The organism is Klebsiella sp. 2-CIP_Kleb. (genome assembly GCF_050378715.1).
Taxonomy (GTDB): Bacteria; Pseudomonadota; Gammaproteobacteria; order Enterobacterales; family Enterobacteriaceae; genus Klebsiella; species Klebsiella quasipneumoniae.
The window spans coordinates 68,198-92,623 of the sequence record NZ_JBNRLG010000006.1; the positions used below are offsets into that span (position 1 = coordinate 68,198).

The 24,426-nt window shown below is 54.5% G+C and carries 22 protein-coding genes; 16 read left to right on the plus strand and 6 right to left on the minus strand.

Translation table 11 applies throughout. The features are described from left to right. Positions 1-149 precede the first annotated feature (149 nt). Genes ACQUTP_RS18880 through ACQUTP_RS18895 form a run of 4 tightly spaced genes read left to right on the plus strand, consistent with a single transcriptional unit; the run spans position 150 to position 4,098 of the window. Positions 150-1,181, plus strand: coding sequence for an ABC transporter ATP-binding protein (locus tag ACQUTP_RS18880; protein ID WP_004206321.1), 1,032 nt, complete (start codon positions 150-152; stop codon positions 1,179-1,181). 29 nt (positions 1,182-1,210) lie between these two features. Beyond that, positions 1,211-2,350, plus strand: coding sequence for an extracellular solute-binding protein (locus tag ACQUTP_RS18885; RefSeq protein ID WP_004206323.1), 1,140 nt, complete (start codon positions 1,211-1,213; stop codon positions 2,348-2,350). 60 nt (positions 2,351-2,410) lie between these two features. Then, positions 2,411-3,241, plus strand: a complete 831-nt coding sequence (locus ACQUTP_RS18890) for an ABC transporter permease (RefSeq protein ID WP_004206325.1) — start codon at positions 2,411-2,413, stop codon at positions 3,239-3,241. Then, positions 3,241-4,098 carry an ABC transporter permease gene (locus ACQUTP_RS18895; protein WP_004206327.1) on the plus strand — a complete coding sequence of 286 codons (858 nt, stop codon included), beginning with the start codon at positions 3,241-3,243 and terminating at the stop codon, positions 4,096-4,098. The genes ACQUTP_RS18890 and ACQUTP_RS18895 overlap by 1 nt, the downstream gene beginning before the upstream one ends. A gap of 46 nt (positions 4,099-4,144) precedes the next feature. Here the strand turns inward: ACQUTP_RS18895 and ACQUTP_RS18900 are convergent, their stop codons facing one another. Beyond that, the gene (locus ACQUTP_RS18900; RefSeq protein WP_002885064.1) at positions 4,145-4,426 is read right to left on the minus strand and encodes a YjcB family protein; all 282 of its coding nucleotides are present in this window, start codon (positions 4,424-4,426) and stop codon (positions 4,145-4,147) included. 509 nt (positions 4,427-4,935) lie between these two features. Between ACQUTP_RS18900 and ACQUTP_RS18905 the strand changes: the two genes are divergently transcribed. Further along, positions 4,936-6,540 carry an EAL domain-containing protein gene (locus ACQUTP_RS18905; protein WP_017900108.1) on the plus strand — a complete coding sequence of 535 codons (1,605 nt, stop codon included), beginning with the start codon at positions 4,936-4,938 and terminating at the stop codon, positions 6,538-6,540. Here the strand turns inward: ACQUTP_RS18905 and soxS are convergent. Beyond that, entirely contained in the window at positions 6,525-6,854 is a 330-nt protein-coding gene (gene soxS, locus ACQUTP_RS18910) for a superoxide response transcriptional regulator SoxS (protein ID WP_004206330.1), read from the minus strand. The two genes, ACQUTP_RS18905 and soxS, sit on opposite strands and share 16 nt — an antisense overlap. Before the next feature lie 84 nt (positions 6,855-6,938). Between soxS and soxR the strand changes: the two genes are divergently transcribed. The 4 genes from soxR (at position 6,939) to ACQUTP_RS18930 (ending at position 11,859) form a co-directional block, all read left to right on the plus strand. Continuing rightward, positions 6,939-7,397: a redox-sensitive transcriptional activator SoxR gene (gene soxR, locus ACQUTP_RS18915; protein ID WP_004206331.1), complete on the plus strand. Its 459-nt coding sequence runs from the start codon at positions 6,939-6,941 to the stop codon at positions 7,395-7,397. 259 nt (positions 7,398-7,656) lie between these two features. Continuing rightward, a complete protein-coding gene (locus ACQUTP_RS18920) occupies positions 7,657-8,325 on the plus strand; it encodes a glutathione S-transferase family protein (protein ID WP_100051226.1) in 669 nt (222 codons plus the stop codon). 390 nt (positions 8,326-8,715) lie between these two features. Next, complete coding sequence (locus tag ACQUTP_RS18925) at positions 8,716-10,065, plus strand: NCS2 family permease (RefSeq protein WP_004206333.1); 1,350 nt, start codon at positions 8,716-8,718, stop codon at positions 10,063-10,065. 147 nt (positions 10,066-10,212) lie between these two features. After that, positions 10,213-11,859, plus strand: a complete 1,647-nt coding sequence (locus ACQUTP_RS18930) for a Na+/H+ antiporter (protein ID WP_004206334.1) — start codon at positions 10,213-10,215, stop codon at positions 11,857-11,859. Between the two features lie 161 nt (positions 11,860-12,020). On the opposite strand, the gene ACQUTP_RS18935 is transcribed toward ACQUTP_RS18930, so the two are convergent. Continuing rightward, positions 12,021-12,902 carry a LysR family transcriptional regulator gene (locus ACQUTP_RS18935; RefSeq protein WP_004206335.1) on the minus strand — a complete coding sequence of 294 codons (882 nt, stop codon included), beginning with the start codon at positions 12,900-12,902 and terminating at the stop codon, positions 12,021-12,023. A 105-nt stretch (positions 12,903-13,007) separates the two neighbouring features. Here ACQUTP_RS18935 and ACQUTP_RS18940 point away from each other — a divergent pair, with 105 nt between their 5' ends. The 7 genes from ACQUTP_RS18940 (at position 13,008) to ACQUTP_RS18970 (ending at position 20,270) form a co-directional block, all read left to right on the plus strand. After that, positions 13,008-13,415 (plus strand): CidA/LrgA family protein, encoded by a 408-nt coding sequence (locus tag ACQUTP_RS18940; RefSeq protein ID WP_032456851.1) that lies wholly within the window; start codon positions 13,008-13,010, stop codon positions 13,413-13,415. Then, positions 13,412-14,101: an LrgB family protein gene (locus tag ACQUTP_RS18945; protein WP_032456852.1), complete on the plus strand. Its 690-nt coding sequence runs from the start codon at positions 13,412-13,414 to the stop codon at positions 14,099-14,101. The genes ACQUTP_RS18940 and ACQUTP_RS18945 overlap by 4 nt, the downstream gene beginning before the upstream one ends. A 612-nt stretch (positions 14,102-14,713) precedes the next feature. Further along, on the plus strand, positions 14,714-15,250 hold the full coding sequence (locus ACQUTP_RS18950; RefSeq protein WP_017900102.1) for a fimbrial protein: 537 nt from the start codon (positions 14,714-14,716) through the stop codon (positions 15,248-15,250). 52 nt (positions 15,251-15,302) lie between these two features. Beyond that, on the plus strand, positions 15,303-15,989 hold the full coding sequence (locus ACQUTP_RS18955) for a fimbrial assembly chaperone (protein WP_428902427.1): 687 nt from the start codon (positions 15,303-15,305) through the stop codon (positions 15,987-15,989). Further along, on the plus strand, positions 15,943-18,534 hold the full coding sequence (locus ACQUTP_RS18960; protein ID WP_428902426.1) for a fimbria/pilus outer membrane usher protein: 2,592 nt from the start codon (positions 15,943-15,945) through the stop codon (positions 18,532-18,534). Before ACQUTP_RS18955 ends, ACQUTP_RS18960 begins: the two co-directional genes overlap by 47 nt. Then, positions 18,531-19,145 carry a fimbrial protein gene (locus tag ACQUTP_RS18965; RefSeq protein WP_017900099.1) on the plus strand — a complete coding sequence of 205 codons (615 nt, stop codon included), beginning with the start codon at positions 18,531-18,533 and terminating at the stop codon, positions 19,143-19,145. The genes ACQUTP_RS18960 and ACQUTP_RS18965 overlap by 4 nt, the downstream gene beginning before the upstream one ends. Before the next feature lie 33 nt (positions 19,146-19,178). After that, entirely contained in the window at positions 19,179-20,270 is a 1,092-nt protein-coding gene (locus tag ACQUTP_RS18970; RefSeq protein ID WP_017900098.1) for a type 1 fimbrial protein, read from the plus strand. Between the two features lie 49 nt (positions 20,271-20,319). On the opposite strand, the gene actP is transcribed toward ACQUTP_RS18970, so the two are convergent. The 3 genes from actP to acs all read right to left on the minus strand — a co-directional run bounded on the left by actP (position 20,320) and on the right by acs (position 24,426). Further along, positions 20,320-21,972 carry a cation/acetate symporter ActP gene (gene actP, locus ACQUTP_RS18975; RefSeq protein WP_025999225.1) on the minus strand — a complete coding sequence of 551 codons (1,653 nt, stop codon included), beginning with the start codon at positions 21,970-21,972 and terminating at the stop codon, positions 20,320-20,322. Next, positions 21,972-22,283 (minus strand): DUF485 domain-containing protein, encoded by a 312-nt coding sequence (locus ACQUTP_RS18980; protein ID WP_004206350.1) that lies wholly within the window; start codon positions 22,281-22,283, stop codon positions 21,972-21,974. Before ACQUTP_RS18980 ends, actP begins: the two co-directional genes overlap by 1 nt. A gap of 184 nt (positions 22,284-22,467) precedes the next feature. Further along, entirely contained in the window at positions 22,468-24,426 is a 1,959-nt protein-coding gene (gene acs / locus ACQUTP_RS18985; RefSeq protein WP_004206352.1) for an acetate--CoA ligase, read from the minus strand.

Consider the following 24,426-nt stretch of genomic DNA (forward strand, 5'->3'; position numbering starts at 1 on the left):
AAATTTTTGTCGCTTAATTAAATTGTCATAAATACCCGACAAAGTAGGCTCACATCATGTCGAGTCAACGTTGCATTTTTTTTACAGCTAAATGAACACGTGTTCATACCAATAAAAAATGCCCGCAACAGCGCTTTCAGGTAGCGAATATGAGTTATTTAAAGATCTCTGGCCTTAAAATTAGTTATGGCGATAAAGTGGTTTTACATAATATCGATCTGGCGGTCGAGCAGGGGGAGATGATCGCCCTGCTCGGCCCTTCGGGATGTGGAAAAACCACCCTGCTGAATGCCCTCTGCGGTTTTATTCCGGTGGAAAGCGGGGAGATCGCCATCGCCAGCCGATCGATCACCCATCAGGCGCCGGAGCAGCGCAATATCACCATGGTGTTTCAAAGCTACGCCCTGTGGCCGCACCTGACGGTGGCGCGCAATATTGGCTATGGCCTGAAGCTGCGCAAATGGCGCGGGGCGGATATCACACGGCGAGTGGCGGAGCTGCTACGGATCGTCAATCTCGACGGGCTGGCTGACGTGAAGGTGACCGAACTCTCGGGCGGCCAGCGGCAGCGGGTGGCGCTGGCGAGGGCGCTGGCGATAGAGCCTCAGGTGCTGGTGCTGGATGAGCCGTTATCTAATCTGGATGCCAAAGTGCGGCTCAATGTGCGCCATGAAATTAAATCTCTGCAAAAGAAACTCGGCTTTACGTCATTAATTGTCACCCACGATCAGCAGGAGGCATTAGTGATGGCGGACCGAATTGCGGTATTAAACCAGGGGCGAATTGAGCAAACCGGCACGCCGGAACAAATATATCAGCGACCCGCGACACCCTTCGTCGCTGATTTTATGGGCGCCGATAATAAAATAACCTCTGATGAAATATCCGCTGCCGCAATATCCGGTTTATCCGCTGCTCAGCAGGGTGAAAAAGTCATTTATTTTCGCAGCGCCGATGCCACGCTCGCTGAATTAACGCAGCCCGCGCCGCAGGAAGGGCTCGCCCTGGAGGGGATGGTGGAGCAGAGCGCGTTTCTGGGCAATCTGTATCGCCACAGCGTGCGCTGTCATGACCGCCTGCTGCAGGCCGACTCCGCTCAGTGCTGGCCGACGAAAAGCCGCGTCAGGCTCCATGTGCCGATGCCGGCCCTCCATATTTTTCCTTTACCACTATCACAGTGATATCAGCGTGTTCATTCTGGGGACAATCCATGTTTACTAAGACGAAAGCAGCGATCTTAACGACCCTCTGCCTGAGCGTTAGCGCCCAGGCCGACACCTTTCTTAACGTCGCCACCGCGGGCGATCAGAATATGGTGGATTACGTGAAAACCTGGCTGGGGCCAAAATTTGAAGCCGCTCATCCCGGCGTCAAGGTGCGGGTGATCGGTACCGGCCCAGGCGACGCCGGGTCGAATAAAATTAGCGAGAAGCTGAGCGCCCAGCAGGAGAGCGGCGCGCAGCAATGGGATATCGACGTCGCCGTGGTGCATCAGAAGGCGGGCGGGGAGCAGGTGGAAAAGGGATTGCTGCAAAAATATCGCCAGGATATTCAGACCGGCGGCATGGTGAGCTCGCCGAGCGCCACCCAGGCGCTGGGCGTTAACGTCGACGGATACGTTATGCCGATGTTCTTAAGCCAGACCGCTATCGCCTGGAACAGCGATCTCGTCAATACGCCACCGGCGTCGTATGACGAGCTGGTGGCCTGGACGCAGAAACATCCTCAGGCTTTTGGCTATAACGGCATCAAGAACGGCATGTCCGGCGTTAGCTTTGTGGTGGGCTGGATCTACGCCTACGGGACCGACGCCGAGCGCCTCTCCTCCGCGCCTTATGATAAAAGCGTCGAAAAGGGCTGGCAGCAAGCCTATGAGAAACTGAAGGCGTTCAATAAAAATGTCACTTTCACTCCGGGCAACGCTGGTACGCTCGACATGCTAAGTCGGGGAGAGATTGCCATGGGCCCGGTATGGGTCGACATGTTCTATAGCTGGAAAGATCAGGGCAAGCTGCCGCCATCGATTAAGCTCGCTTTACTGGCCCCGGGCATGCCGGGTCAGCCGATGTATTACGTCATTCCGGCGAAAGCGGCGAATCCGCAGCTGGCGCGCGACTTTATCGCGCTGGCCACCAGCCCGGAAGTGCAGGCGCAGGGGATCGTTAAGCAGTTCAACTGGTATCCGGGCATCGACGCCGGGCAGGTGAAGCCGAAGCTGGATGCAGCGACCTGGCAAAAACTGTTTGCCGAAATCTCGCCAGAAGCGTTGGCGAAGTATGGCAAAAGCTTCCCGATCGCTCCCTACTTTGACGATATCAAAGAGGGTTACGAAAGCCAGGTGGCCAATTAACCCTTTTTCCAGCCCGGGTCGCCGACCCGGGCGCTTGCTTGTGCCAACGCCAGGTTCTTTATGTCCAGTTCATTAAAATATTTGCTGCTGGTTGCCCCGGCCGCGCTGATGGTCGCGATCTTGTTTTTGTATCCGCTGGGGTTTTCGCTGGTCTCGGCGTTTACCGCGCCGGGACAGCCGTTCACCCTCGATCATTTTCGCAAGGTCTACGCGCTTTACGCCAACGATGTGCTCTTTTCGCTGCTTATCGTGCTGATCTCGGTGGCGTTGTTAGCGCTGATCGCCATTACCCTGTCGGCAGTGATTGCGCTGTCGCCTTGCCGGCCCGTTGTTCGCCTGCTGGGTTTTTTGTATCGCCTGCCGCTGTTTATTCCTTTTATCGTCGTCGCTCAGATGATGCGCACTTTTCTCGCCAAAAATGGCCTGATGAACAATGCGCTGGTGGCGGCCGATCTGGTCAGGCCGCTGGAGACCCTCTCCTGGCTGGGATGGAAGGGAATTGTCATTACCTTTGTCTGGAAGCAGCTGGCCTTTGCTACGCTGTTGATCTGCGGAGCGATGGCGGCGCTGGAGCCGTCGCAGATCCTCGCCGCACGTAACCTTGGCGCCTCCCGGCCGCGGCTGCTGTTCGATATTATGCTGCCGCAGGTCCTGCCGACCATCGGCGTGGCGCTGGTGCTGTCGACGGTAACCATGATGTCGGTGCTGTCGGTACCGCTGATGATCGGCGTGGGGACGCCGACGATGCTGACCGTGGATATGGCGTTTCGCGTCAATTCCTATGGTGATTACGCGGTGGCGAATGCGCTTGGCGTGGTGTCGCTGGCGATCTGCGGCGCGCTGTCGTGGTTTTACCTGCGCCATAGCCTGCAGCAAAAAGGCGGTGAATGATGAAAGCGCTGAACCTTGCTTCCTCTCCGTCATGGTGGGTAAGAGGACGCCGTAAAGTGAACGCCAGCCCGGTGCTGCAGACCCTGCTGCTGCTGTTTATGCTGCTGGCGATGTTTGGCCCGCTTCTGAACCTGTTGATCTGGACCGTAGCGGAAAGCTGGTATTTTCCCCATTCGCTGCCCAGCCAGTGGGGCCTGAAGTACTGGTATCAGGTTTTCAATCCGTACAGCGATGTCTCCAGCTCGCTGTTAACCAGCATACTGATCGCCCTGCTGTCGGTGGGGGTCTGTTTGCTGATTTCCGTTCCCGCCGGCTATGCGCTTTCCCGGCGGAAAATGCCGCTGCGGGTGCTGTTTATGCTGCTGTTTCTCCTCCCGCAGGCCTTTCCCAACCTGACGGTATACATGAATATTGCTCGTCTGTTTTACCAGTGGGGCTTGAACGGAACTATCGCGGGGGTGGTGCTGGTGCATAGCGTCCATGGTCTGATGTACTCGGTGTGGATCTGTGTGGCCGCGTTTTCAGCCATCGACCCGCTGCTGGCGCGGGCATCGCGTAACCTGGGCGCCGGACCGGTGTATACCTTCTGGCACATCGTGCTGCCGCAGGCGGCGCCAGGGATCGTTGCCGCCTGCATCTTTGTTTTTCTGGAGTCGTTGGATGAGTTTACCGGCACCTTCTTCGTCGGGGCGCCGGATATCACTACGCTGCCGCTGCTGCTCTATAACGCCAGCATGTCGGGTAACTATCAGGTCTCGTCGATTACCGCGCTGATTTTGCTGGTGCCATCGCTGCTCTTTATGGTGGTGATCCATAAATTTATGCGTCCGGAGATGATGGCGAAATTGGGGAAATAAGAGCTGCAGAAAACGAAAAAGCTTCCCGTCGGGAAGCTTTTTAACCTCAGGTCATCATCATTGGCCATTCTGGCGGCGTCTGACTCATGACTTCAATCATCACATCTTTGATATTGCCCCAGATTTTGGCAATATCGAGCAGGGTGATGCCGAGCAAACCGGTGGCGAACCAGCAGGCGGCGGCAAGGCCGAGGCAGCTGCAGATCACCGCCAGACCGGCGTAATCGCTTTTGCGAAGCTGAATATTCAGTGAGCTGGCGAGAAACATGAGTACTGCGCTCACCAGGGGCCAGCGCAACAACACGACACTGGTAGTAATGGAAGCCATTAACCTATCCTCAAAGAAAGTCGGGGAGCCATGGACGACCTGGCGCGACTGACGATGGCATAGCGCTCTGGTCTCAACTGGCGTACTAGAGAGTGATGAAACGCCATTTCTGTTTCATCAACTTGTGTGAACTATATCACACTTGGCGCTTTCTTCACCAGTCAAAAAATGAGCTTTCGCTGCGTTTAATAGCAATGTTATTTGTGTGGATATTGGTGAGCAACCCCCGCTGATCTTATTTTCATTGCCTTGCTAATGATTATTATTCTGCGGGTTTTATTACCTGTTCTTGTTTATTACACGGAGAAACCGAGTCAGATACGCGTCTATTCTTAATCTTGGCGGAATATCTTCCGAATACCTGATAAATAAGTATTATTCTTCACCATCAGGGGTAAAGCTGACGCCCGTGAGGGCTGGCAGAAAATCTGCTGATGTCTATCGCAGTCGCGATTGCTAACGTGTTTGGTCTACCTTAATTAAGGCATATCGCATGGATGTAAGCGTAAATGGGTGACAGTGCGCCGCATAAGGCGCTAAGGCTCATCGGAACGGGTTTGGTTATTTTATTACCAGTGGTACTGGCATTGTGGTTTGCCCAGCTGCGGGCGAAAGCCGAAACCATTGATCAATTACACTCATTTTCGCAGTTGGCGCTGCAAAAAACGGAAATGGTCATCCGCGAAGCGGATCAGGCCCGGGCGAAAGCCAGCCAGTATCGCGGGGAGCTATGCTCAGCGGACCATCAGCGTTATTTATTGCATATCGTTCGCGGCCTGCTGTATGTGGAAGATCTGATCTACGCTAACGGCCAGCGCTTTATCTGTTCAACGTCCGTTCATCAGCAAACCGGCTGGCGGATGCCGGCGGCCAATTACACCAAAAAGCCGGATGTCGCGATTTACTATTACCGGGACACGCCGTTTTATCCGGGCTTTGCCATGAATTATATGCAGAAGGGGCCCTATGTGGTGGTGGTCAATCCCTTCTCGTACAGCTCGGTAATCGCCAGCGATCGCGATTTAGCCTATGGCGTATTTGATACCAAAACCAACCTCTTTTTCTCGGTCAGTAACAATGTCGAGCCCGCGGAACTTCATGCGTTGATTCGCGAAGGCGATACCTTTTTTAATCAGAATGGCCGGGTGTATACGATAGCCCGCTCCGCTATCCGGCCGATCGCCGTCATTATGTCCACCTCGCGGGCCAGCTATTATCACAACTTTTGTGACCAGGCCAGCCTGACGCTGCCGCTGGGGATCATTTGCAGTATTTTACTGGTGCTGGTGTGGTCGCGCACCCGCCGGCAGTATCACTCGCCGCGCAATATGCTGCAGCGGGCTCTGAGCTGCCGCCAGCTGCGCCTGCACTACCAGCCGATTATCGATATTAAAAATAACCGCTGCGTCGGAGCGGAAGCGCTGCTGCGCTGGCCAGGGTTTGACGGCCCGGTGATGAACCCGGCGGAGTTTATTCCGCTGGCGGAAAATGAAGGCATGATTGCCCAGGTGACGGACTACGTGGTGGATGAGCTGTTTTACGAAATGGGCGAGTTTCTTGCCAGCCATCCGCAGCTGTACGTGGCGATCAATCTCTCTGCGTCGGATTTCCACTCGGCGCGGCTGATTTCACAGATCAGTGAGAAAGCGCGCAGCTATGCGGTCTGTATCGGACAGATCAAAATCGAAGTTACCGAGCGGGGGTTTATCGATGTGCCGAAGACCACGCCGGTGATCCAGGCGTTTCGCGAAGCGGGCTATGAAATTGCCATCGATGATTTCGGCACCGGCTACTCGAATCTGCATAATCTGCACGCCCTGAACGTCGATATCCTTAAAATCGATAAAACCTTCGTTGATACGCTGACCACCAACAACACCAGCCACCTCATTGCCGAGCACATCATCGAGATGGCGCGCGGGTTGCGTTTAAAGACTATCGCGGAAGGCGTGGAGACGCCGGAGCAGGTAAGCTGGCTCTACAAGCGCGGCGTGCAGTATTGCCAGGGCTGGCTGTTTGCGAAAGCGATGCCGGCGCGGGAATTTATGCAGTGGTTAGCCAATGCGCCCGCGCCCGTGAACGTGCCTCAGCCGCCGCGTCACGCGGAGATCTGATGGCGGTAGTCGCTGGGGGTGCGGTCGAACTCCCGGCGGAAGACCCGCGAGAAGGTTTGCTGCGAGACGTAGCCCAGATCCATGGCGATATCAAAGATCGGCCGCTGGGTGGTTCGCAACGCCTCCGCCGCCAGCAGCAGACGGCGCTGACGAATATAATCCCCCAGCGTCTGATGCATCACGGTGCGGAACATCCGCTGCAGGTACCACTTCGAGTATCCTGACTTTTTGGCGACTACATCAATGTTAAGTGGTTGATCGATATGTTCATCAATCCATTCAATCAGTGTTTGAATAATATCCTGATGGGACATAAAGCGGCCTCTCTCAATTCTCGATTCGTCGTTTTGTCTGCGGGCGAGTATAATTCCTCAAGTTAACTTGAGGTAAAGCGCTTTATGGAAAAGAAATCACCCCGCATCAAAATGCTGCTGACGCCCGGGGAAGTGGCAAAACGAACCGGCGTGGCGGTCTCGGCCCTCCATTTTTATGAGAGTAAAGGGCTGATCCACAGCCAGCGGAATGCCGGCAATCAGCGGCGCTACCGGCGCGATGTCCTGCGCGCGGTGGCGATTATCAAAATTGCGCAACGTATCGGCATCCCGCTGGCCACCATCGGCGACGCGTTTGGCGTGCTGCCGGAAGGGCACAATCTCAGCGCAAAAGAGTGGAAAATGCTGTCATCCCAGTGGCGCGAGGAGCTTGACCGGCGTATCCACACCCTGACGGCGCTGCGCGACCAGCTCGACGGCTGCATCGGCTGCGGCTGTTTATCGCGGCGCGACTGCCCGCTACGCAACCCGGGCGATAAGCTGGGGGAAGAGGGGACCGGCGCCCGGCTGCTGGAGGAGGAGTGATAAAACTAAAGCGCCACAACTGGGCGCTTTAGTTGTTTTCCGGTCTTGGTCTTTCGCATTATCTCGTTGGTTCACGAGAGGGTTTCCCCCGACGTCGACGTCCCTCAGTATTGCGCAATCTGTTGATGGAGGTTCCGGTTTGCGTCGACACTTTAACTATGGCATCCGCCGCCGTTTTTTCCTCACTATTTTGCCGAAATTTTCCCGGCAATCAGCGCCTGTTCCTATAGTTAATTTGAACAAACGACGGGAGAGGCCCATGCTGACGGTACATCATCTTAATCAGTCACGATCGCAACGCGTACTGTGGGCGCTGGAGGAGCTACAGCTGCCTTATCAGATAGTCCGCTATCAGCGGGAAAAGTCGATGCTGGCGCCAGCGGCATTGAAGAAAATCCACCCGCTGGGGAAATCGCCAGTACTGGAAGACAACGGCTATGTGCTGGCGGAGTCCGGCGCGATCCTTGAGTATTTGCAGGAGAGCTGGGACAGCGATGGGCTGCTGAAGCCGCAGGGCGCGGATGACAAACTGCAGTACCGCTTCTGGCTGCACTATGCCGAAGGCTCGCTGATGCCGCTGCTGTTAATGAAGCTGGTGTTCGCCAGCCTCGGCAAACCCCCGGTGCCCTTTGGCGTCCGCTCGCTGGGCTCGCTGCTGGGCAAAGGTATCCAGAAAGCGTGGCTCGATCCTCAGCTGGCCACCCATGCGCGATTCATTGACGACCATCTGGCCACGCGGCCATGGTTTGCCGGCGATCGGCTGAGCATGGCCGATATCCAGATGAGCTTCCCGGTGATGGCGCTGCTGGCCCGCGGCGGCATGGATGATCTTCGCCATATCGAGGCCTGGCGACAGCGGGTGGAACAGCGCCCGGCCTGGCAGCGGGCCATCGAGCGCGGCGGCCCCTTCACCTTACCCGGCGCCTGAGGTATCAGCGGATCCGATGATGCGGCTAAATGAAAGCAACTGACTAAAAAATTGTTAGCGGATTGCGCATGGACGATAACGTTTGCGCATAAGCTGGTTATTTTCTGTTCGTCATAAGCGAAATTTAGCGAAATACGATAAACATCGGTTGAAAAGGGTTATCTAAAGGCCGGATAATCGTTTGCCTTTCTGTTTTGCTCCCTCTTTTATCTGCTATCCAGGGGGAGGAGACAAGGTTGACACACCGTAGTGTATGCGTGGAGTTAAACGTTTGCTTTTTTGCAGCCCCCCTGGCGCTGCGATTCGGTACAAGGAGATCGCGTTTAACTGGCAGTGGAAGGTCCACCACGCATATCAACGAACAATAAAAATTTTCAGGGGAAGTTTTCTATGTCTACGCCTTCAGCGCGTACCGGCGGTTCATTAGACGCCTGGTTTAAAATTTCGGCGCGCGGTAGCACCGTGCGTCAGGAGATTGTTGCAGGTCTTACTACCTTTCTGGCAATGGTGTACTCCGTCATCGTGGTGCCGGGCATGCTCGGAAAAGCGGGCTTCCCGCCGGCCGCGGTGTTTGTTTCTACCTGTCTGGTGGCGGGCGTTGGCTCGCTGGCGATGGGATTATGGGCAAACCTGCCGATGGCCATCGGCTGCGCTATCTCGTTGACCGCTTTCACCGCCTTCAGCCTGGTGCTGGGGCAGCACATCAGTATTCCGGTGGCGCTCGGCGCGGTATTCCTGATGGGCGTCCTGTTTACGGTGATCTCGGCAACCGGCATCCGCAGCTGGATCTTGCGCAACCTGCCGCAGGGCGTGGCCCACGGTACCGGGATCGGGATCGGTCTGTTCCTGCTGCTGATTGCCGCCAATGGCGTTGGCCTGGTGATCAAAAACCCGCTGGACGGTCTGCCGGTGGCGTTGGGGAACTTTGACAGCTTCCCGGTGGTGATGTCGCTGATTGGCCTTGCGGTGATCATCGGTCTGGAAAAAATGAAGGTACCGGGCGGTATTCTGCTGACCATTATCGGCGTGTCGATTGTCGGCCTGATTTTCGATCCTAACGTCCATTTCTCCGGGATTTTCGCCATGCCATCCCTGAGCGATGACCAGGGCAACTCGCTGATTGGCAGTCTGGATATCGTCGGCGCGCTGAATCCGGTTGTGCTGCCCAGCGTGCTGGCCCTGGTGATGACGGCGGTTTTTGACGCCACCGGCACCATCCGCGCGGTGGCCGGTCAGGCGAACCTGCTGGACAAAGACGGACAGATCATCAACGGCGGTAAAGCGCTGACCACCGACTCCCTGAGCAGCGTCTTCTCTGGCTTAGTCGGGGCGGCGCCGGCGGCGGTGTATATCGAATCGGCGGCGGGTACGGCAGCCGGCGGTAAAACCGGCCTGACCGCGGTGACGGTAGGGGTCCTGTTCCTGCTGATCCTGTTCCTCTCTCCGCTCTCTTATCTGGTGCCGGCCTACGCGACCGCGCCGGCGCTGATGTACGTCGGCCTGCTGATGCTGAGCAACGTGGCGAAGATCGATTTCAATGACTTCGTTGACGCCATGGCTGGCCTGATCACCGCGGTGTTTATCGTGCTGACCTGCAACATCGTGACCGGCATCATGATCGGTTTCGCGACCCTGGTGATCGGCCGCCTGGTCTCCGGCGAGTGGCGTAAGCTGAACCTCGGCACGGTGATTATCGCTGTGGCGCTGGTGGTGTTCTACGCCGGCGGGTGGGCGATTTAAACCCTTTGTGCTCCTCACGGGCGGCTCAGGCCGCCCGTTTTATTTTTAAGCCACATCCTGTTTCCATTTGCGTTAATCTGGGTAGCGTATGATTCACAGGCAAGACGCCTCACAGGTATAAAAGAAAACGCAGCAAACAGGGAACACATGGAAATATTCTTTACCATCCTCATCATGACCCTTGTGGTCTCACTCTCCGGGGTAGTGACGCGCGTACTGCCCTTTCAGGTTCCACTCCCACTGATGCAAATCGCCATTGGCGCGCTTCTGGCGTGGCCGACCTTTGGTTTGCATGTTGAATTTGATCCAGAGCTGTTTCTGGTCCTGTTTATCCCGCCGCTGCTGTTCGCCGACGGCTGGAAAACGCCGACTCGCGAATTCATTGAGCACGGTCGCGAGATCCTCGGCCTGGCGCTGGCGCTGGTGGTCGTGACGGTGGTCGGCATCGGCTTTCTGATCTACTGGATTGTGCCGGGCATTCCGCTGATCCCGGCGTTCGCGCTGGCGGCCGTGCTGTCGCCGACCGATGCCGTGGCGCTTTCGGGTATCGTCGGGGAAGGGCGGATACCGAAAAAAATCATGGGTATTCTGCAGGGTGAGGCGCTGATGAACGACGCCTCCGGCCTGGTCTCGCTCAAGTTTGCCGTCGCGGTGGCGATGGGCACCATGGTCTTTACCGTCGGCGGCGCCACCGTCGAGTTTCTGAAAGTGGCGATTGGCGGCGTGCTGGCCGGGTTTGTGGTGAGCTGGTCGTATGGCCGCTCGATGCGCTTCCTCAGCCGCTGGGGCGGTGACGAGCCCGCCACGCAGATCGTCCTGCTGTTCCTGCTGCCGTTTGCCTCCTATCTGATTGCCGAACATATCGGCGTCTCCGGCATTCTGGCGGCGGTGGCGGCAGGGATGACCATCACCCGTTCCGGCGTGATGCGTACCGCGCCGCTGGCGATGCGCCTGCGCGCCAACAGCACCTGGGCGATGCTGGAGTTTGTCTTTAACGGCATGGTGTTTCTGCTGTTGGGCCTGCAGCTGCCGGATATCCTCTCCAGCTCGCTGGTGGCGGCGGAAGCCGACCCCAATGTCGAGACCTGGATGCTGTTTACCGACATCATCCTGATCTATGCCGCGCTGATGCTGGTGCGTTTTGGCTGGCTGTGGTCGATGCGTAAGCTTAGCCAGCGCTTCCTGAAGAAGAAACCGATGGAGTTTGGCTCCTGGACTACTCGCGAGCTGCTGATCTCCTCCGTTGCCGGGGTGCGCGGGGCGATTACCCTCGCCGGTGTGCTCTCTATTCCGCTGTTGCTGCCGGACGGGAATGTCTTTCCGGCGCGCTATGAGCTGATTTTCCTCGCCGCCGGGGTGATCCTGTTCTCGTTGTTCGTTGGGGTGATTGCGCTGCCGATCCTGCTGCGTCACATTGAATCGAGCGATAATGTGCAGCAGCGGAAAGAGGAGCGTCTGGCGCGCGCGGCGACGGCGGACGTGGCGATTGTGGCTATCCAGAAGATGGAAGAACGGCTGGCGGCGGATACCAAAGAGAATATCGATAACCAGCTGCTGACCGAAGTCAGTTCGCGGGTGATCGGTAACCTGCGCCGCCGCGCCGATGGGCGTAACGACGTGGAGACCTCCATGCTCGAAGAGAGTCTGGAACGCCGCTTCCGCCTGGCGGCGCTGCGCTCTGAACGTGGCGAGCTGTACCATCTGCGCGCCACCCGGCAGATCAGCAACGAGACGCTGCAGAAGCTGCTACACGACCTCGACCTGCTGGAAGCGCTGTTAATCGAAGATCAATAACCTGTCATCCGGATAGCGCGACATTCATTCGGGCTACCGGCGAGACCGCAGTAAATGTGTAGCCCCGGTAAGCGTTAGCGCGACCGGGGAAACCCGGGCAGCGGCGCAAGCGTCTGACCCGGGCTACCCATTCCTCTCCGAAACGCGTTGTCACCAGGGATTTATTCCAGCCAGAACGCTTTACTGCACGCCAGCCAGGCCTCAGCGCTGCGCGACATATACACCCCTTCCCGCCAAATCATCCCCAGCTCCCAGCGCAGCTCGCTTTGCAATGGGATCCAGCAAAAATTCTGCGGGTCGAGACGCTGGCAAATCGGCTCCGGCAGGATCGCCACGCCAATGCCGGCCTGCACCATGGCGGCGAGAAAATCCCACTGACCGCTGCGCACGGCGATCCGCGGCTTCACATCATGCTCGGCAAAGAGGCGCATCAGCTGCTGGCTGAGGGCGAAATCTTCGTTGTAAATAACCAGCGGATGCGCCGCCAGCTCCGCCGGCGAGAGCGAGGTCTTGCCTTCCCACGTCGCGGTCCTGGGCGCCAGGACGCACAGCGGGTGGTTGAACAACGGTAAGGTGGTGAGGCTGCTTCCTTCTTCGATCGGCAGGGCGGTCATCGCCATATCAAGCTCGCCGTTGCTGACCGCCTGCTGAACCGTCAGGCCGCCAAACTCGGCGATTTTCAACTCGACGCCCGGGTAGCGTTCGCGAAAACGGCTGATCGGCTCGGCCATCAGCATCCCGACCATCGGCGGAATGCCAAGACGCAGCACCCCCTTATGCAGGTGGTTGATATCGCTCAGCTCTGACTCCAGCTGGCTGAACTCGCCGAGGATCGCCTGGCCGCGTTCAAAAACCACGCGCCCGGTATCGGTAAGCAGCAGTTTGCGGCCATCGCGGATCAACAGCGTGCAGTTCAGTTCATCTTCGAGATTTTTAAGCATCTTGCTGATGGTGGGCTGCGTGACGAACAGCTTTTCCGCCGCGCGAGTAAAACTCTGCTGACGAACCACTTCAACGAAATAGCGCAGCGTTCGGATATCCATAATTATTCCCTGAGACTATACCTGCGATGATTTTAATTCATTTCTGTCCGCGTCGGCGGCTCTCTATACTGCACCCCTGACTTCTTTTTTCCAGGAATATCGCTCATGGCCTTCGCGCCAGCTCGCGTTGTCCCCGTCGTGGCGCAACGTCTTCAGATCCCGGTGCAGGTACTTCTCTACGTCGGGTTATTTATCTTCGCGCAATATCTGGTGAACACCTGGCAGGTGCCGCTGCCGGCCAACTTAGTGGGCATGGTGATGCTCCTGCTGCTGATCGTCTGCCGGGTGATCCCCCTGAACTGGGTTCGCGCCGGCGCCCGCTGGTTGCTGGCGGAAATGCTGCTGTTTTTTGTCCCGGCGGTGGTGGCGGTGGTCAATTATGCTCAACTGCTGATGGTCGACGGCTGGCGGATTTTTCTGGTGATTGCGTTAAGCACGCTGATGGTGCTGGGCGCCACCGCCTGGGTCGTTGACAAGGTCTATCGTTACGAAGTGAGCAGGATAAATAAATGAGCGATGTCGTGCTGAGTATCCTGTGTCTGCTGGCGACCCTGGGCCTTTATTATGCCAACAAAAAACTGTATCGCCGTTTTCATAAACTGCCGCTGATGCCGCTGGTGTTCACGCCGATCCTGCTGGTGCTGATTCTGGTGGTAGGCCACATCTCCTATCAGAGCTATATGGGGGAGACCCACTGGCTGCTCTGGCTGCTGGGCCCGGCGACCATCGCTTTTGCCGTCCCGGTCTATGAAAATGTCGCGGTGATTAAACGCCACTGGATGTCACTCACCGCCGGGGTGATCACCGCGTCGGTTGTTGCGGTGACCAGTTCGGTCTGGCTGGCGAGATGGTTGACGCTGCCTGATGAGATCCAGCGGAGCCTGGCTGTGCGCTCGGTAACGACGCCCTTTGCCCTTGCCGCAGCGAAGCCGCTGGGCGGCCAGCCTGATTTAGTCGCTCTGTTTGTTGTTGTCACCGGGGTATTCGGTATGACGATAGGTGATGTACTGTTTCTGCGACTTTCTATTCGCGCAGGAATGGCGAAAGGAGCGGGGTTTGGCGCAGCATCACATGGCGCTGGTACCGCACGATCTTATGAGCTTGGCCCACAGGAGGGCGTCGTCGCCAGCCTGGTGATGATGCTTTCCGGAGTCGTGATGGTGCTGGCCGCGCCTTTGGTGCGCTGGGCACTGTTTTAAAAGTCACTCCGCGCTCATTTCAGCTATTTTTTACGGATTAACCTGGTGGCATGGTGATTAATGGAACAACTTGATTGGGGATTTATCACTATCTCTGATTGTTGCCAGGGAAAATAATCCTTAATTAGTCTTAGTTCTAATATTATTTATTGATAACCCTTGTCTGGTTTTTCTTTAATCCGCCATGATTATTCTTAATTATTTATCGATAGTTTGTAACCAAATGTTTCTATTTGAATATTGTTTTATTTACTATATTTATTTGTATGTGTTTGAATATTTTGATATTATAACTCAATGATTTTATTTGCATATTTTTAATGCATATATGATGGTTATTAATGACAGACATTTATGACTTTGAATTAGCCTTTCTTCTATTGTTGAGAATACTCTTGGTTTCCGTTATCTTGTTTGCGTGAGCTTTTATTATTGAATGGATTCAAGTGGAATTAAAGCTCTTGCATTTGAACTAATGTTAAATGCAAGCCATACATTTCCCTAAGAAATATACCAGCAGTTAAGAACGTTGGTATCCAATCTCATTCGCTAATAGCTTGCCATAAACAATTGATGGATTGATTGTTATTCTGAATAAATAGGGGAATACAAATGAAAGCAAATTTCAAAACGTTAGCTAAGATTTTAGCTTTATCTTCTGGCTGCTCTTTGGTGGCAATGTCTCATGCGAATAATACTATCGACTTCACGGGGACGGTGGCCGAAACCACATGTTCCGCCAGTATTGATAATAATGCTTCATCTATTGAAATGGGGACTGTCTCGGTAGCAGATTTAACAGCGAACGTCTATAGCGCCGCGAAGAACTTCTCTTTCACACTGGCCGGTTGCCCTACGGGCGAAGGTGCTCTGACCAAAGCCCGAATTACCTTTGGTGGTGAAGCAGATAAATTTAATAGTGATTATTTTCGAAACCAGGCTACAGGAACACCAGCAACCAATGTTGCTGTTGCTATTTTTGATGGCGCTGGCGTATTGCAAAAGAACAATACTGAAGGTTCTGATGTCGATATTTCTTCTGGGGAAGCGACCATTCCGTTTATCGTAAAAATGGCTAAGTCAGGTTCCTCTGCTCCAACTAAAGGCCCAGTGAAGACGACCGTAACCTATAACGTAACCTATTATTAATTAATCACTATATCAAGGGAAAGCAGTTTGCTTTCCCTGTTTGGACAAGGCTATGAACAGATTATTATGTTTAGTGTGTTTTTGTTTCTCTATTTCAGTTTCGCAGGCTAGCGTAGTTGTTGGCGGAACGCGCGTTATCTTTGATGGAACAAAAAAGACAACCACCGTCTCTGTTCAGAATAAAGATAATGTTACAAATATCGTCCAGTCATGGTTAGCCATCGTTGATGAGACATCACCCGCGAAAGACTCCTTTATTACCACCCCGCCTCTTTTTCGCTTGAAGGCAGGAGAAAAAGGATTTGTACGCATTCTTCGTACAGGCAAACCGATGCCGGAAGATCGAGAGTCTATGTTGTGGCTCAATATTAAAGGAATTCCTGCAACGGATGACGTATCAGATAAAAATATAGTGCAATTTGCGATTAACTCAAGGATTAAACTCATTTATCGGCCTGCAGCTTTAAAAAATGCTATTCCGGAAGAATTTGCTCAAAAACTGCAATGGTCAAATGATGGCAGAGCCATTAAGGTAAAAAATGATTCTCCTCTCTATATGAATTTCTCTGAGATTTTTATTAATGGTAAAGCAGTACCCGAGTCGTGGTTTGTTGCACCCTATTCAACGATAAGAATACCGGTAGCTAATGCCTCTCCAGCTGGGAAAAAAGAAATCACATGGAGTGTGATCAATGATTATGGTATGTCGGGACCAAAATATAAGGCCATCATTCAATAGCGCTGGATGGAATGATGCATTCTCATTGAAAAGTAGCTATATCGCCATACTTTGCAGTCTTGGCGCTATCCCCTTAACGTCTTTCGCTGGGGAGTATTTTAACCCACATTTACTTGAAGTTAATGAAACTAGTGCGACAAGCGTAGATTTATCTTATATTTCTCGCGAAGCCGTACCTCCTGGTCAGTATAATCTTGATATTTATATTAACGACAAGTTTATCGCTTCTGACACTATCGTCTTTAAGCCACAAAAGGAAGGTAGTGATTCGTCTGCTGAGCCGTGTATTAGCGTTGCGCAACTAAAAGAGTGGTCAATAAAAACGCAGGATTATCCTGAGCTCACGATAGAGGGCTCCGAGTGTGCAAAACTGCCTGCAATACCAGGATGGGAAACGGCGGTTTTACTTTCACAGCAGCGAGTCGATTTTACCGTGCCGCAGGTCGCGATGCTGCGTCACCCTCAGGGCTATGTCCCCGAGAATCAATGGCAGCAGGGCATTACCGCCGGGCTGCTTAACTATAATCTTTCGGGGCAAAAAAACGATCCGCGGCACGGAGGCGCATCGACATCCAGTCAGTTTCTTAGTCTGCAGCCTGGGTTGAACGTTGGGCCATGGCGTTTACGTAATTACAGCACCTTTAATCATGATAATGATGGCAACCAGTGGGACTCCGTCTATAGCTATATTTCGCGCGATATCCATGCTCTGAAAGGCCAGCTGATACTGGGGCAGACTTACACCTATCCTGGCATCTTTGACAGCTTCAGCTTCACCGGTGTGCAGATGAATGCAGACAGGGAGATGCTACCGGACAGTATGAATGGCTTTGCTCCGGTGATCAAAGGCATTGCCCGGACGACTGCAGACGTAACGGTATATCAGAATGGATACAGCATCTATAAAACCACGGTCTCTCCCGGGGCATTCGAAATAAATGATCTTTATCCAACGGGGAGTGCGGGCGATCTCTATGTTACGGTGAAAGAGTCTGATGGCGGCGAGCAGAGCTTCGTGGTGCCTTTTGCCTCGCTGGCGATTCTCCAGCGGGAAGGGCAGATAGACTATGCTTTCAGCAGCGGTAAAACTCGCTCGGCGAGCTCAGGCGGAAAGGAATACCATTTTCTGCAATCCACCCTTGCCTGGGGTGCATTGAGTAACGTTACGCTGTACGGCGGTTTTCAGCAACTGGAAGATAAATATAGCAATGCGCTGTTGGGAGCTGGGTTTAATCTGGGATCTGTTGGCGCACTCTCATTGGATGCTTCTCAGTCCTGGGCTGATATAAAAGAAAATCCAACCGCGGATAATACCACTGCCAGCGAGGGGCAGTCTTATCGCGTGCGTTTTAGTAAAGATTTTCCATTAACGGGTACCAACTTCTCCGTTGCCGGATATCGGTATTCAACCCATGGCTATTATTCTCTGCAGAATTTCATTGACGGGGCAAATGCTCATAGCGGGTGTTGTTCATTAACGGGGCGGACTAAAGATCGTTTTGACGCTTCGGCCTCCCAGATTTTCTCCGGGTTCGGTTCTCTCGCCCTCTCGCTGGTCAGTGAATCTTATTGGGATAATTCACGTATGGAGTCGCTGGGGGTGAGCTATAGCAATACCCTGGGTCGCATTTCTTACTTCATTAACTACTCCTACAGCCGAAATGTGCAGAGCACAGGCCAGAACAGCGATAGCTCTCCGACCAGCGATAATATGATATCGCTTACGATGAGCATGCCTTTTGGCGCGGATATATCGGCTAACTACAACCTGAACAGCAGCCGGACGGGCGACACGACCCATAGCCTGGGGTTGAGCGGTTCTGCGTTTGCGGACCGTTCTCTGAACTGGAACGTGCAGGAAGGCTACAACGCCAGCGATAAAAGTATCTCTGGAAACGTCAATCTGAACTATCAGGGTTCCCGGGGCGAAGTCGCCGCCGGATACGGGTATGACAGCTATAGCTCGCACTACAATTACTCGCTTCGCGGCGGGATGGTTGCCCATTCTGGCGGGGTAACCCTTTCTCGCTATCTGGGCGAGAGCGTGGCGCTGGTCGAAGCGCCGGGCGTCAGCGATGTGGCAGTTCGGGGGCAGACGAATATTACGACCGATGCTTTTGGATACGCCGTTGTGCCTTTTGTACGCCCCTACCATGAAAACAATCTCTCTCTTGATGAGCAGCAGGTCTCTGGTGCGGAAATTGATAACATTGTCAGAAAGGTAGTCCCGACGCGAAATGCGATTGTTAAAGTCAAATATGATACCTGGATCGGCTATAAGGCCATGGTCACCATCAACTACAAAAATAAAGCGGTGCCTTTTGGCGCCGTGGTGACGCTTGAGGATGAAAATCTGAATGATAAAGAGCGTCGTAGTTCGATTGTCGGCGATGCCGGGCAAGTCTATATTACCGGGTTACCCAAAAAAGGCCGGCTATTTGTGAAGTGGGGTGATACGCAAAATAGCCAGTGTTATCTCAATTATGATTTTTCATCTGATCAGTCAGTGGATGATATCGTTTTTTATGCAGAGAATTGCCGATGATGAATACCAGGGTAAAGGCTTTAATTCATAATCTCAGGATAGCGGCGATGAAGAGGGGGAATGGCCGGCTATCCATAAAACCATGCTTATTGCTTATTATTAGCATTGGGGTTTTATTCATTTTCGCAAGACCTGCCTGGCCCTTTAACGCCAATAGTGTAGTTAATTTTAATGTCAGCGGTAAGATTGAAGAACCCGTATGTGAAGTGTCGGTAAAGCCCTCCAGTACTATCGATCTGGGAACGGTTTCCCTTCAACGTCTGACCGGTAAACCAGGCGCGAGTAGTGATGCCACGGCCGTTGCCATTGCCTTTGAGCATTGCTCAACGGGGATGACCTCGGTGACGATAACATTTAACGGTAATTCATATAGTAGTACCTATCCCAGTATTTATCAGGATGAGCTTATTTATGGTGCCAAGAACGTAGGGTTACAGCTGCTAAGTGCGGTGGATCAGAAAAGCCTGGGGCCAAATGATACTTATACCTATGCCCTCCCTGAGGGCGCTGAACGCGTTTTTAATATGATTGCCAGAATGTACACCCCTGACGGGAAAGTAACAGCGGGAAAGGTGGCTTTTACCGTTACTTTCAACGTGACCTACAAATAATAGTGCGCATAAAAACATATAAATGGAGTTAGTATGAAACGTGTTTTTTTACTGCTGCTGTGGCTGTCTCCAGTTTGTGGCTGGGCCTGCAGCAACTATATAAATGGCGGGGATGTCACCATTGCCAACCTGCCGCCAAGAATATTGCTGAGTGCGAATAACTATACGGCTGGGACCATTCTCTATGACTCCGGGAAAATCACCGGGCCGCAAACTTCGATGAATAATTGTAATGGTGGTATTTACGCACAGTTTAAATGGGCTTCCTCAATGGTGGGTTCTCACACCAGCGATCATATCTATACGACTTCAGTCCCGGGGATCGGTATCAGAATAAAAGTGTGGCTTAATGTCACAGGGCAAATGGAGGGTTACAATACCCAAATCAAACCTGACTATAGCGAACATTATATAGGAGATGCGAATTTTCTATTGGGGCAGGGGAGCTTGTTTTATTTTTATAACCACTCTCACTACAACCCTGTCTATCAATTGCAATTGATAGCCACTGGCGGCGCTATCGCCAGCGGTAGTGCTCTGACCTTGGGTAACCCAACCTCAACGGTGTCCATCAAAGATGGCGATGGCACGATGGCAGCTTCCAGTTTGCGCGTCACTGGTTCCACGCAAATCCAGCTGGTGCCGATGGGGTGCGATGTTGACGTGACAAGTCTGCTATTTCAGATGGGCAACGTCAGCGCCTCTGAATTTAATAAGGCGACAAAAGTCGGTTCTGCACAACAAAATCTGACGCTGACTTGCGAACCAGGAACGAACGTCACACTGAAGGTCTCGGCCTCTTCAGCTCAAGGAGATAATCCAGACAATAGCGTGATATCCCTGGGATGGGCTCCTGATGCGGCAACAGGTGTCGGCGTGCAATTGAATCTTAATGGGAAGGCATTACCCTTGAATACGGATCTCACATTGTTTTCATCCAGCAGAACGACAGTTTTGAATTCGGGTGCAGAGGCCAGTTACCGCGTATTCAGCAATCCGGACAACCCGGGAGGGGCTTCAGGTACAGAGAGACTTTCCTTTACGACTAACTATTATAAAACCGGTTCCGAGGTGAAGGCTGGGCAGGCGAACGCCAACGGAACCCTGAACTTTACCTACAATTAACCTAAATGCCGCGGGTTGCTTCCCCGGCCAGCAGGCCGGGAAAGCGAGCTTAATGCGCCTGACCTTTCTCGATGCCAATCCCTGTCTGCGAACGGATAAACTGGGCGCGGAACTGCTCGCGCTCGCGCATCCCTTCCGGTGAGTTATCGGTCGCGGAGAAGAGCCAGATGCCGATAAAGGCGATCGCGATGGAGAACAGCGCTGGGTATTCATACGGGAACAGCGCTTTCTCATGACCGAGGATCTGCACCCAAATGGTCGGGCCGAGGATCATCAGAATCACCGCCGTCAGCAGACCCAGCCAGCCGCCGATCATCGCCCCGCGGGTGGTCAGCTTCGACCAGTACATCGACAGCAGGATAATCGGGAAGTTACAGCTGGCGGCAATAGAGAACGCCAGGCCGACCATGAAAGCGATATTCTGATTTTCGAACAGGATGCCCAGCAGAATGGCCACCACGCCGAGGATCAGCACCGTAATTTTGGAGACCTTCAGCTCCTGACGCTCGGTCGCCCCTTTACGGAAGACGTTGGCGTACAGGTCGTGCGACACCGCCGAGGCGCCCGCCAGCGTCAAGCCAGCGACCACCGCCAGAATAGTGGCGAAGGCGACCGCGGAGATAAAGCCGAGGAACAGGTTGCCGCCCACCGCATCCGCCAGATGCACCGCCGCCATATTATTGCCGCCGATAAGCTGCCCGGCCGCGTCTTTGAACACTGGGTTCGCGCCGACCAGCATGATGGCGCCGAAGCCGATGATAAAGGTCAGAATATAGAAGTAGCCCATAAAACCGGTGGCGTAGAACACGCTTTTACGCGCTTCTTTGGCGTCGCTCACGGTAAAGAAACGCATCAGGATATGCGGCAGGCCGGCGGTACCAAACATCAGACCGAGGCCAAGGGAGAGCGCGGATATCGGATCTTTCACCAGCCCGCCTGGGCTCATAATCGCCGCGCCTTTCGGGTGGACGGCCATCGCTTCGGTAAACAGATTATTGAAGCTGAAGCCGACGTGCTTCATCACCATAAAGGCCATAAAGCTGGCGCCGAACAGCAGCAGAACCGCTTTGATAATCTGCACCCAGGTGGTCGCCAGCATGCCGCCGAACAGGACATAGAGCACCATCAGGACGCCCACCAGCACCACCGCAACGTGATAGTTAAGGCCGAACAGCAGCTGGATCAGCTTGCCGGCGCCAACCATTTGGGCGATCAGATAGAGGGCCACCACCACCAGCGAGCCGCAGGCGGAGAGGGTGCGGATCGGTCCCTGTTTGAGACGATAGGACGCCACGTCGGCAAAGGTGTAGCGGCCAAGGTTGCGCAGACGTTCGGCAATCAGAAACAGGATAATCGGCCAGCCGACAAGGAAGCCCAGCGAGTAGATCAGACCGTCGTAACCGGAGGTATACACCAGCGCGGAGATACCAAGGAACGACGCTGCCGACATAAAGTCGCCGGCAATCGCCAGCCCGTTCTGGAAACCGGTGATATTGCCGCCGGCGGTGTAGTAATCGCTGCGCGAACGCACCCGTTTTGACGCCCAGTAAGTGATGTACAGGGTCAGGGCGACGAAAATCAGGAACATGACAATCGCTTGCCAGTTGGTCGGCTGGCGCTGTACCGCGCCGGTAATGGCGTCTGCGGCCTGAACGCCGAGGGGCAGCAGCGTGGCGGCGAGCGCCGTCAGGACTCTCTTGATCATGCTTTTACCTCGTTGAGAACGCTCTTGGTCAAACGGTCAAATTCACCGTTGGCCCGCCAGACATAAATACCGGTGAGAACAAACGAAATGACGATCACCCCGATGCCCAGCGGGATCCCGCGGGTGACGCTGGTCCCGGCGTGCAGCGGCGTGCCGAGCCAGCCTGGCGCGAAGGCGATAAGCAGAATAAAGCCCACATAGATCACTAACATAATCACTGACAGAATGGCGGCAAACCGTTGCCGTGATGCTACCAGCTCCCTGAAATGCGCACTATTTTCTATCCGCTGACAAAGTTGTTCATTCATCTTAGCGTCTCCAGAGGTCTCCCTTTCGTCATCCACGCAGCGGACGCTGGCGACAGCAACCCCTCCGGCGTTAAAGGCCGGGATACGGTTCGCTGACGGCGTTCCTGCGAGTGAAATCCTGGGGGAGGGACTTATTTTTATCCTCTCCCCGGTGGGGGAGAGGGTGTAGGGAATCGGTCCTTACTTAAGAAGGCATGGTAATGGCCTGCTTCTCTTCGAGCAGTTTTTCCACTACGCCAGGATCGGCGAGAGTCGAGGTATCGCCGAGGTTGCTGGTGTCGCCCGCGGCGATCTTGCGCAGAATGCGGCGCATGATTTTGCCCGAGCGGGTTTTTGGCAACGAATCGGTCCAGTGCAGAACATCCGGCGTCGCCAGCGGGCCAATCTCTTTACGCACCCAGTTACGTACTTCCGCATACAGCTCCGGCGTCGGTTCTTCACCGTGATTGAGCGTCACGTAGGCGTAGATAGCCTGGCCCTTGATGTTGTGCGGAATACCGACCACTGCCGCTTCGGCGATTTTCGGGTGCGACACCAGCGCCGATTCGATCTCGGCAGTACCCAGACGGTGGCCGGAGACGTTCAGTACGTCATCCACGCGGCCGGTGATCCAGTAATAGCCATCTTCATCTCGGCGCGCGCCGTCGCCGCTAAAGTACATATTTTTGAAGGTGGAGAAGTAGGTTTGCTCAAAGCGCTCATGATCCCCGAACAGGGTACGCGCCTGGCCGGGCCAGGAGTCGGCGATGGCAAGATTGCCCTCGGTGGCGCCATCCAGCGGCAGCCCTTCGTTATCCACCAGCACCGGCTGAACGCCGAAGAACGGGCGGGTAGCGGAGCCAGCCTTCAGCTCAATCGCCCCCGGCAGCGGGGTGATCATAAAGCCGCCGGTTTCGGTCTGCCACCAGGTGTCCATCACCGGGCACTTCTCGTTACCGATCTTCTTCCAGTACCACTCCCAGGCTTCCGGGTTAATGGGTTCGCCGACCGAGCCGAGAATGCGCAGCGAGGAGCGGTCTGTGCCTTCGATAGCCTTGTCGCCTTCCGCCATCAGGGCACGGATCGCCGTCGGAGCGGTATACAGAATGCTGACCTTATGCTTATCGACGACCTGGCACATACGCGCCGGGGTTGGCCAGTTCGGCACCCCTTCGAACATCAGAGTGGTGGCGCCGCAGGCCAGCGGGCCGTACAGCAGATAGCTGTGGCCGGTGACCCAGCCGACATCGGCGGTGCACCAGTAAATATCGCCCGGGTGGTAATCGAAAACGTATTTAAAGGTGGTGGCCGCGTAGACCAGATAGCCGCCGGTGGTGTGCAACACCCCTTTCGGTTTACCGGTGGAGCCAGAGGTATAGAGGATGAACAGCGGATCTTCGGCGTTCATCTCGACGGGGCGGTGTTCGGCGCTGGCGTTCGCCATCAGATCGCTCCACCACAGATCGCGGCCTTCCTGCCAGTCGATTTTACCGCCGGTACGTTTCAGGACCACGACGTGTTCAATGCTGTTTACGTTCGGGTTTTTCAGCGCGTCATCGACGTTTTTCTTCAGCGGGATGGCGCGACCGGCGCGCAGCCCTTCATCCGCGGTGATCACCAGGCGCGAGCTGGAGTCGATAATGCGTCCGGCCACTGCCTCCGGCGAGAAGCCACCGAAAATCACCGAGTGGATGGCGCCGATGCGGGCGCAGGCCAGCATCGCCACCGCGGCTTCCGGCACCATCGGCATATAGATGGCGACCACGTCGCCTTTTTTAATCCCGAGGCCGAGCAGCACATTGGCGAAGCGGCACACGTCCGCATGCAGTTCACGGTAGGTGATGTGCTTGCTCTGGCTGGCGTCGTCGCCTTCCCAGATGATGGCGGTTTGATCGCCGCGCTCGGCGAGGTGGCGGTCGAGGCAGTTGGCGGCGAGGTTCAGGGTGCCGTCTTCATACCATTTGATGGAAATGTTACCTGGCGCGAAGGAGGTATTCTTCACGCGGGTGTAGGGGCGCATCCAGTCAAGGATTTTCCCCTGCTCGCCCCAGAATGTATCAGGGTCGGTTATGGATTGTTGATACTGCGCCTTGTACTGATCCGGGTTAATCAGGCAACGTTCCGCAATGTTAGCGGGAATAGGGTGTTTGTGTATTTGGCTCAT

Excerpts from the sequence above, each read along its gene's own strand:
- ACQUTP_RS18880 (WP_004206321.1), top strand. The coding sequence starts at position 150 with ATGAGTTATTTAAAGATCTCTGGCCTTAAAATTAGTTATGGCGATAAA.
- ACQUTP_RS18885 (WP_004206323.1), top strand. The coding sequence starts at position 1,211 with ATGTTTACTAAGACGAAAGCAGCGATCTTAACGACCCTCTGCCTGAGC.
- ACQUTP_RS18890 (WP_004206325.1), top strand. The coding sequence starts at position 2,411 with ATGTCCAGTTCATTAAAATATTTGCTGCTGGTTGCCCCGGCCGCGCTG.
- ACQUTP_RS18895 (WP_004206327.1), top strand. The coding sequence starts at position 3,241 with ATGAAAGCGCTGAACCTTGCTTCCTCTCCGTCATGGTGGGTAAGAGGA.
- ACQUTP_RS18900 (WP_002885064.1), bottom strand. The coding sequence starts at position 4,426 with ATGGCTTCCATTACTACCAGTGTCGTGTTGTTGCGCTGGCCCCTGGTG.
- ACQUTP_RS18905 (WP_017900108.1), top strand. The coding sequence starts at position 4,936 with ATGGGTGACAGTGCGCCGCATAAGGCGCTAAGGCTCATCGGAACGGGT.
- soxS (WP_004206330.1), bottom strand. The coding sequence starts at position 6,854 with ATGTCCCATCAGGATATTATTCAAACACTGATTGAATGGATTGATGAA.
- soxR (WP_004206331.1), top strand. The coding sequence starts at position 6,939 with ATGGAAAAGAAATCACCCCGCATCAAAATGCTGCTGACGCCCGGGGAA.
- ACQUTP_RS18920 (WP_100051226.1), top strand. The coding sequence starts at position 7,657 with ATGCTGACGGTACATCATCTTAATCAGTCACGATCGCAACGCGTACTG.
- ACQUTP_RS18925 (WP_004206333.1), top strand. The coding sequence starts at position 8,716 with ATGTCTACGCCTTCAGCGCGTACCGGCGGTTCATTAGACGCCTGGTTT.
- ACQUTP_RS18930 (WP_004206334.1), top strand. The coding sequence starts at position 10,213 with ATGGAAATATTCTTTACCATCCTCATCATGACCCTTGTGGTCTCACTC.
- ACQUTP_RS18935 (WP_004206335.1), bottom strand. The coding sequence starts at position 12,902 with ATGGATATCCGAACGCTGCGCTATTTCGTTGAAGTGGTTCGTCAGCAG.
- ACQUTP_RS18940 (WP_032456851.1), top strand. The coding sequence starts at position 13,008 with ATGGCCTTCGCGCCAGCTCGCGTTGTCCCCGTCGTGGCGCAACGTCTT.
- ACQUTP_RS18945 (WP_032456852.1), top strand. The coding sequence starts at position 13,412 with ATGAGCGATGTCGTGCTGAGTATCCTGTGTCTGCTGGCGACCCTGGGC.
- ACQUTP_RS18950 (WP_017900102.1), top strand. The coding sequence starts at position 14,714 with ATGAAAGCAAATTTCAAAACGTTAGCTAAGATTTTAGCTTTATCTTCT.
- ACQUTP_RS18955 (WP_428902427.1), top strand. The coding sequence starts at position 15,303 with ATGAACAGATTATTATGTTTAGTGTGTTTTTGTTTCTCTATTTCAGTT.
- ACQUTP_RS18960 (WP_428902426.1), top strand. The coding sequence starts at position 15,943 with ATGATTATGGTATGTCGGGACCAAAATATAAGGCCATCATTCAATAGC.
- ACQUTP_RS18965 (WP_017900099.1), top strand. The coding sequence starts at position 18,531 with ATGATGAATACCAGGGTAAAGGCTTTAATTCATAATCTCAGGATAGCG.
- ACQUTP_RS18970 (WP_017900098.1), top strand. The coding sequence starts at position 19,179 with ATGAAACGTGTTTTTTTACTGCTGCTGTGGCTGTCTCCAGTTTGTGGC.
- ACQUTP_RS18980 (WP_004206350.1), bottom strand. The coding sequence starts at position 22,283 with ATGAATGAACAACTTTGTCAGCGGATAGAAAATAGTGCGCATTTCAGG.
- acs (WP_004206352.1), bottom strand. The coding sequence starts at position 24,426 with ATGAGCCAAATACACAAACACCCTATTCCCGCTAACATTGCGGAACGT.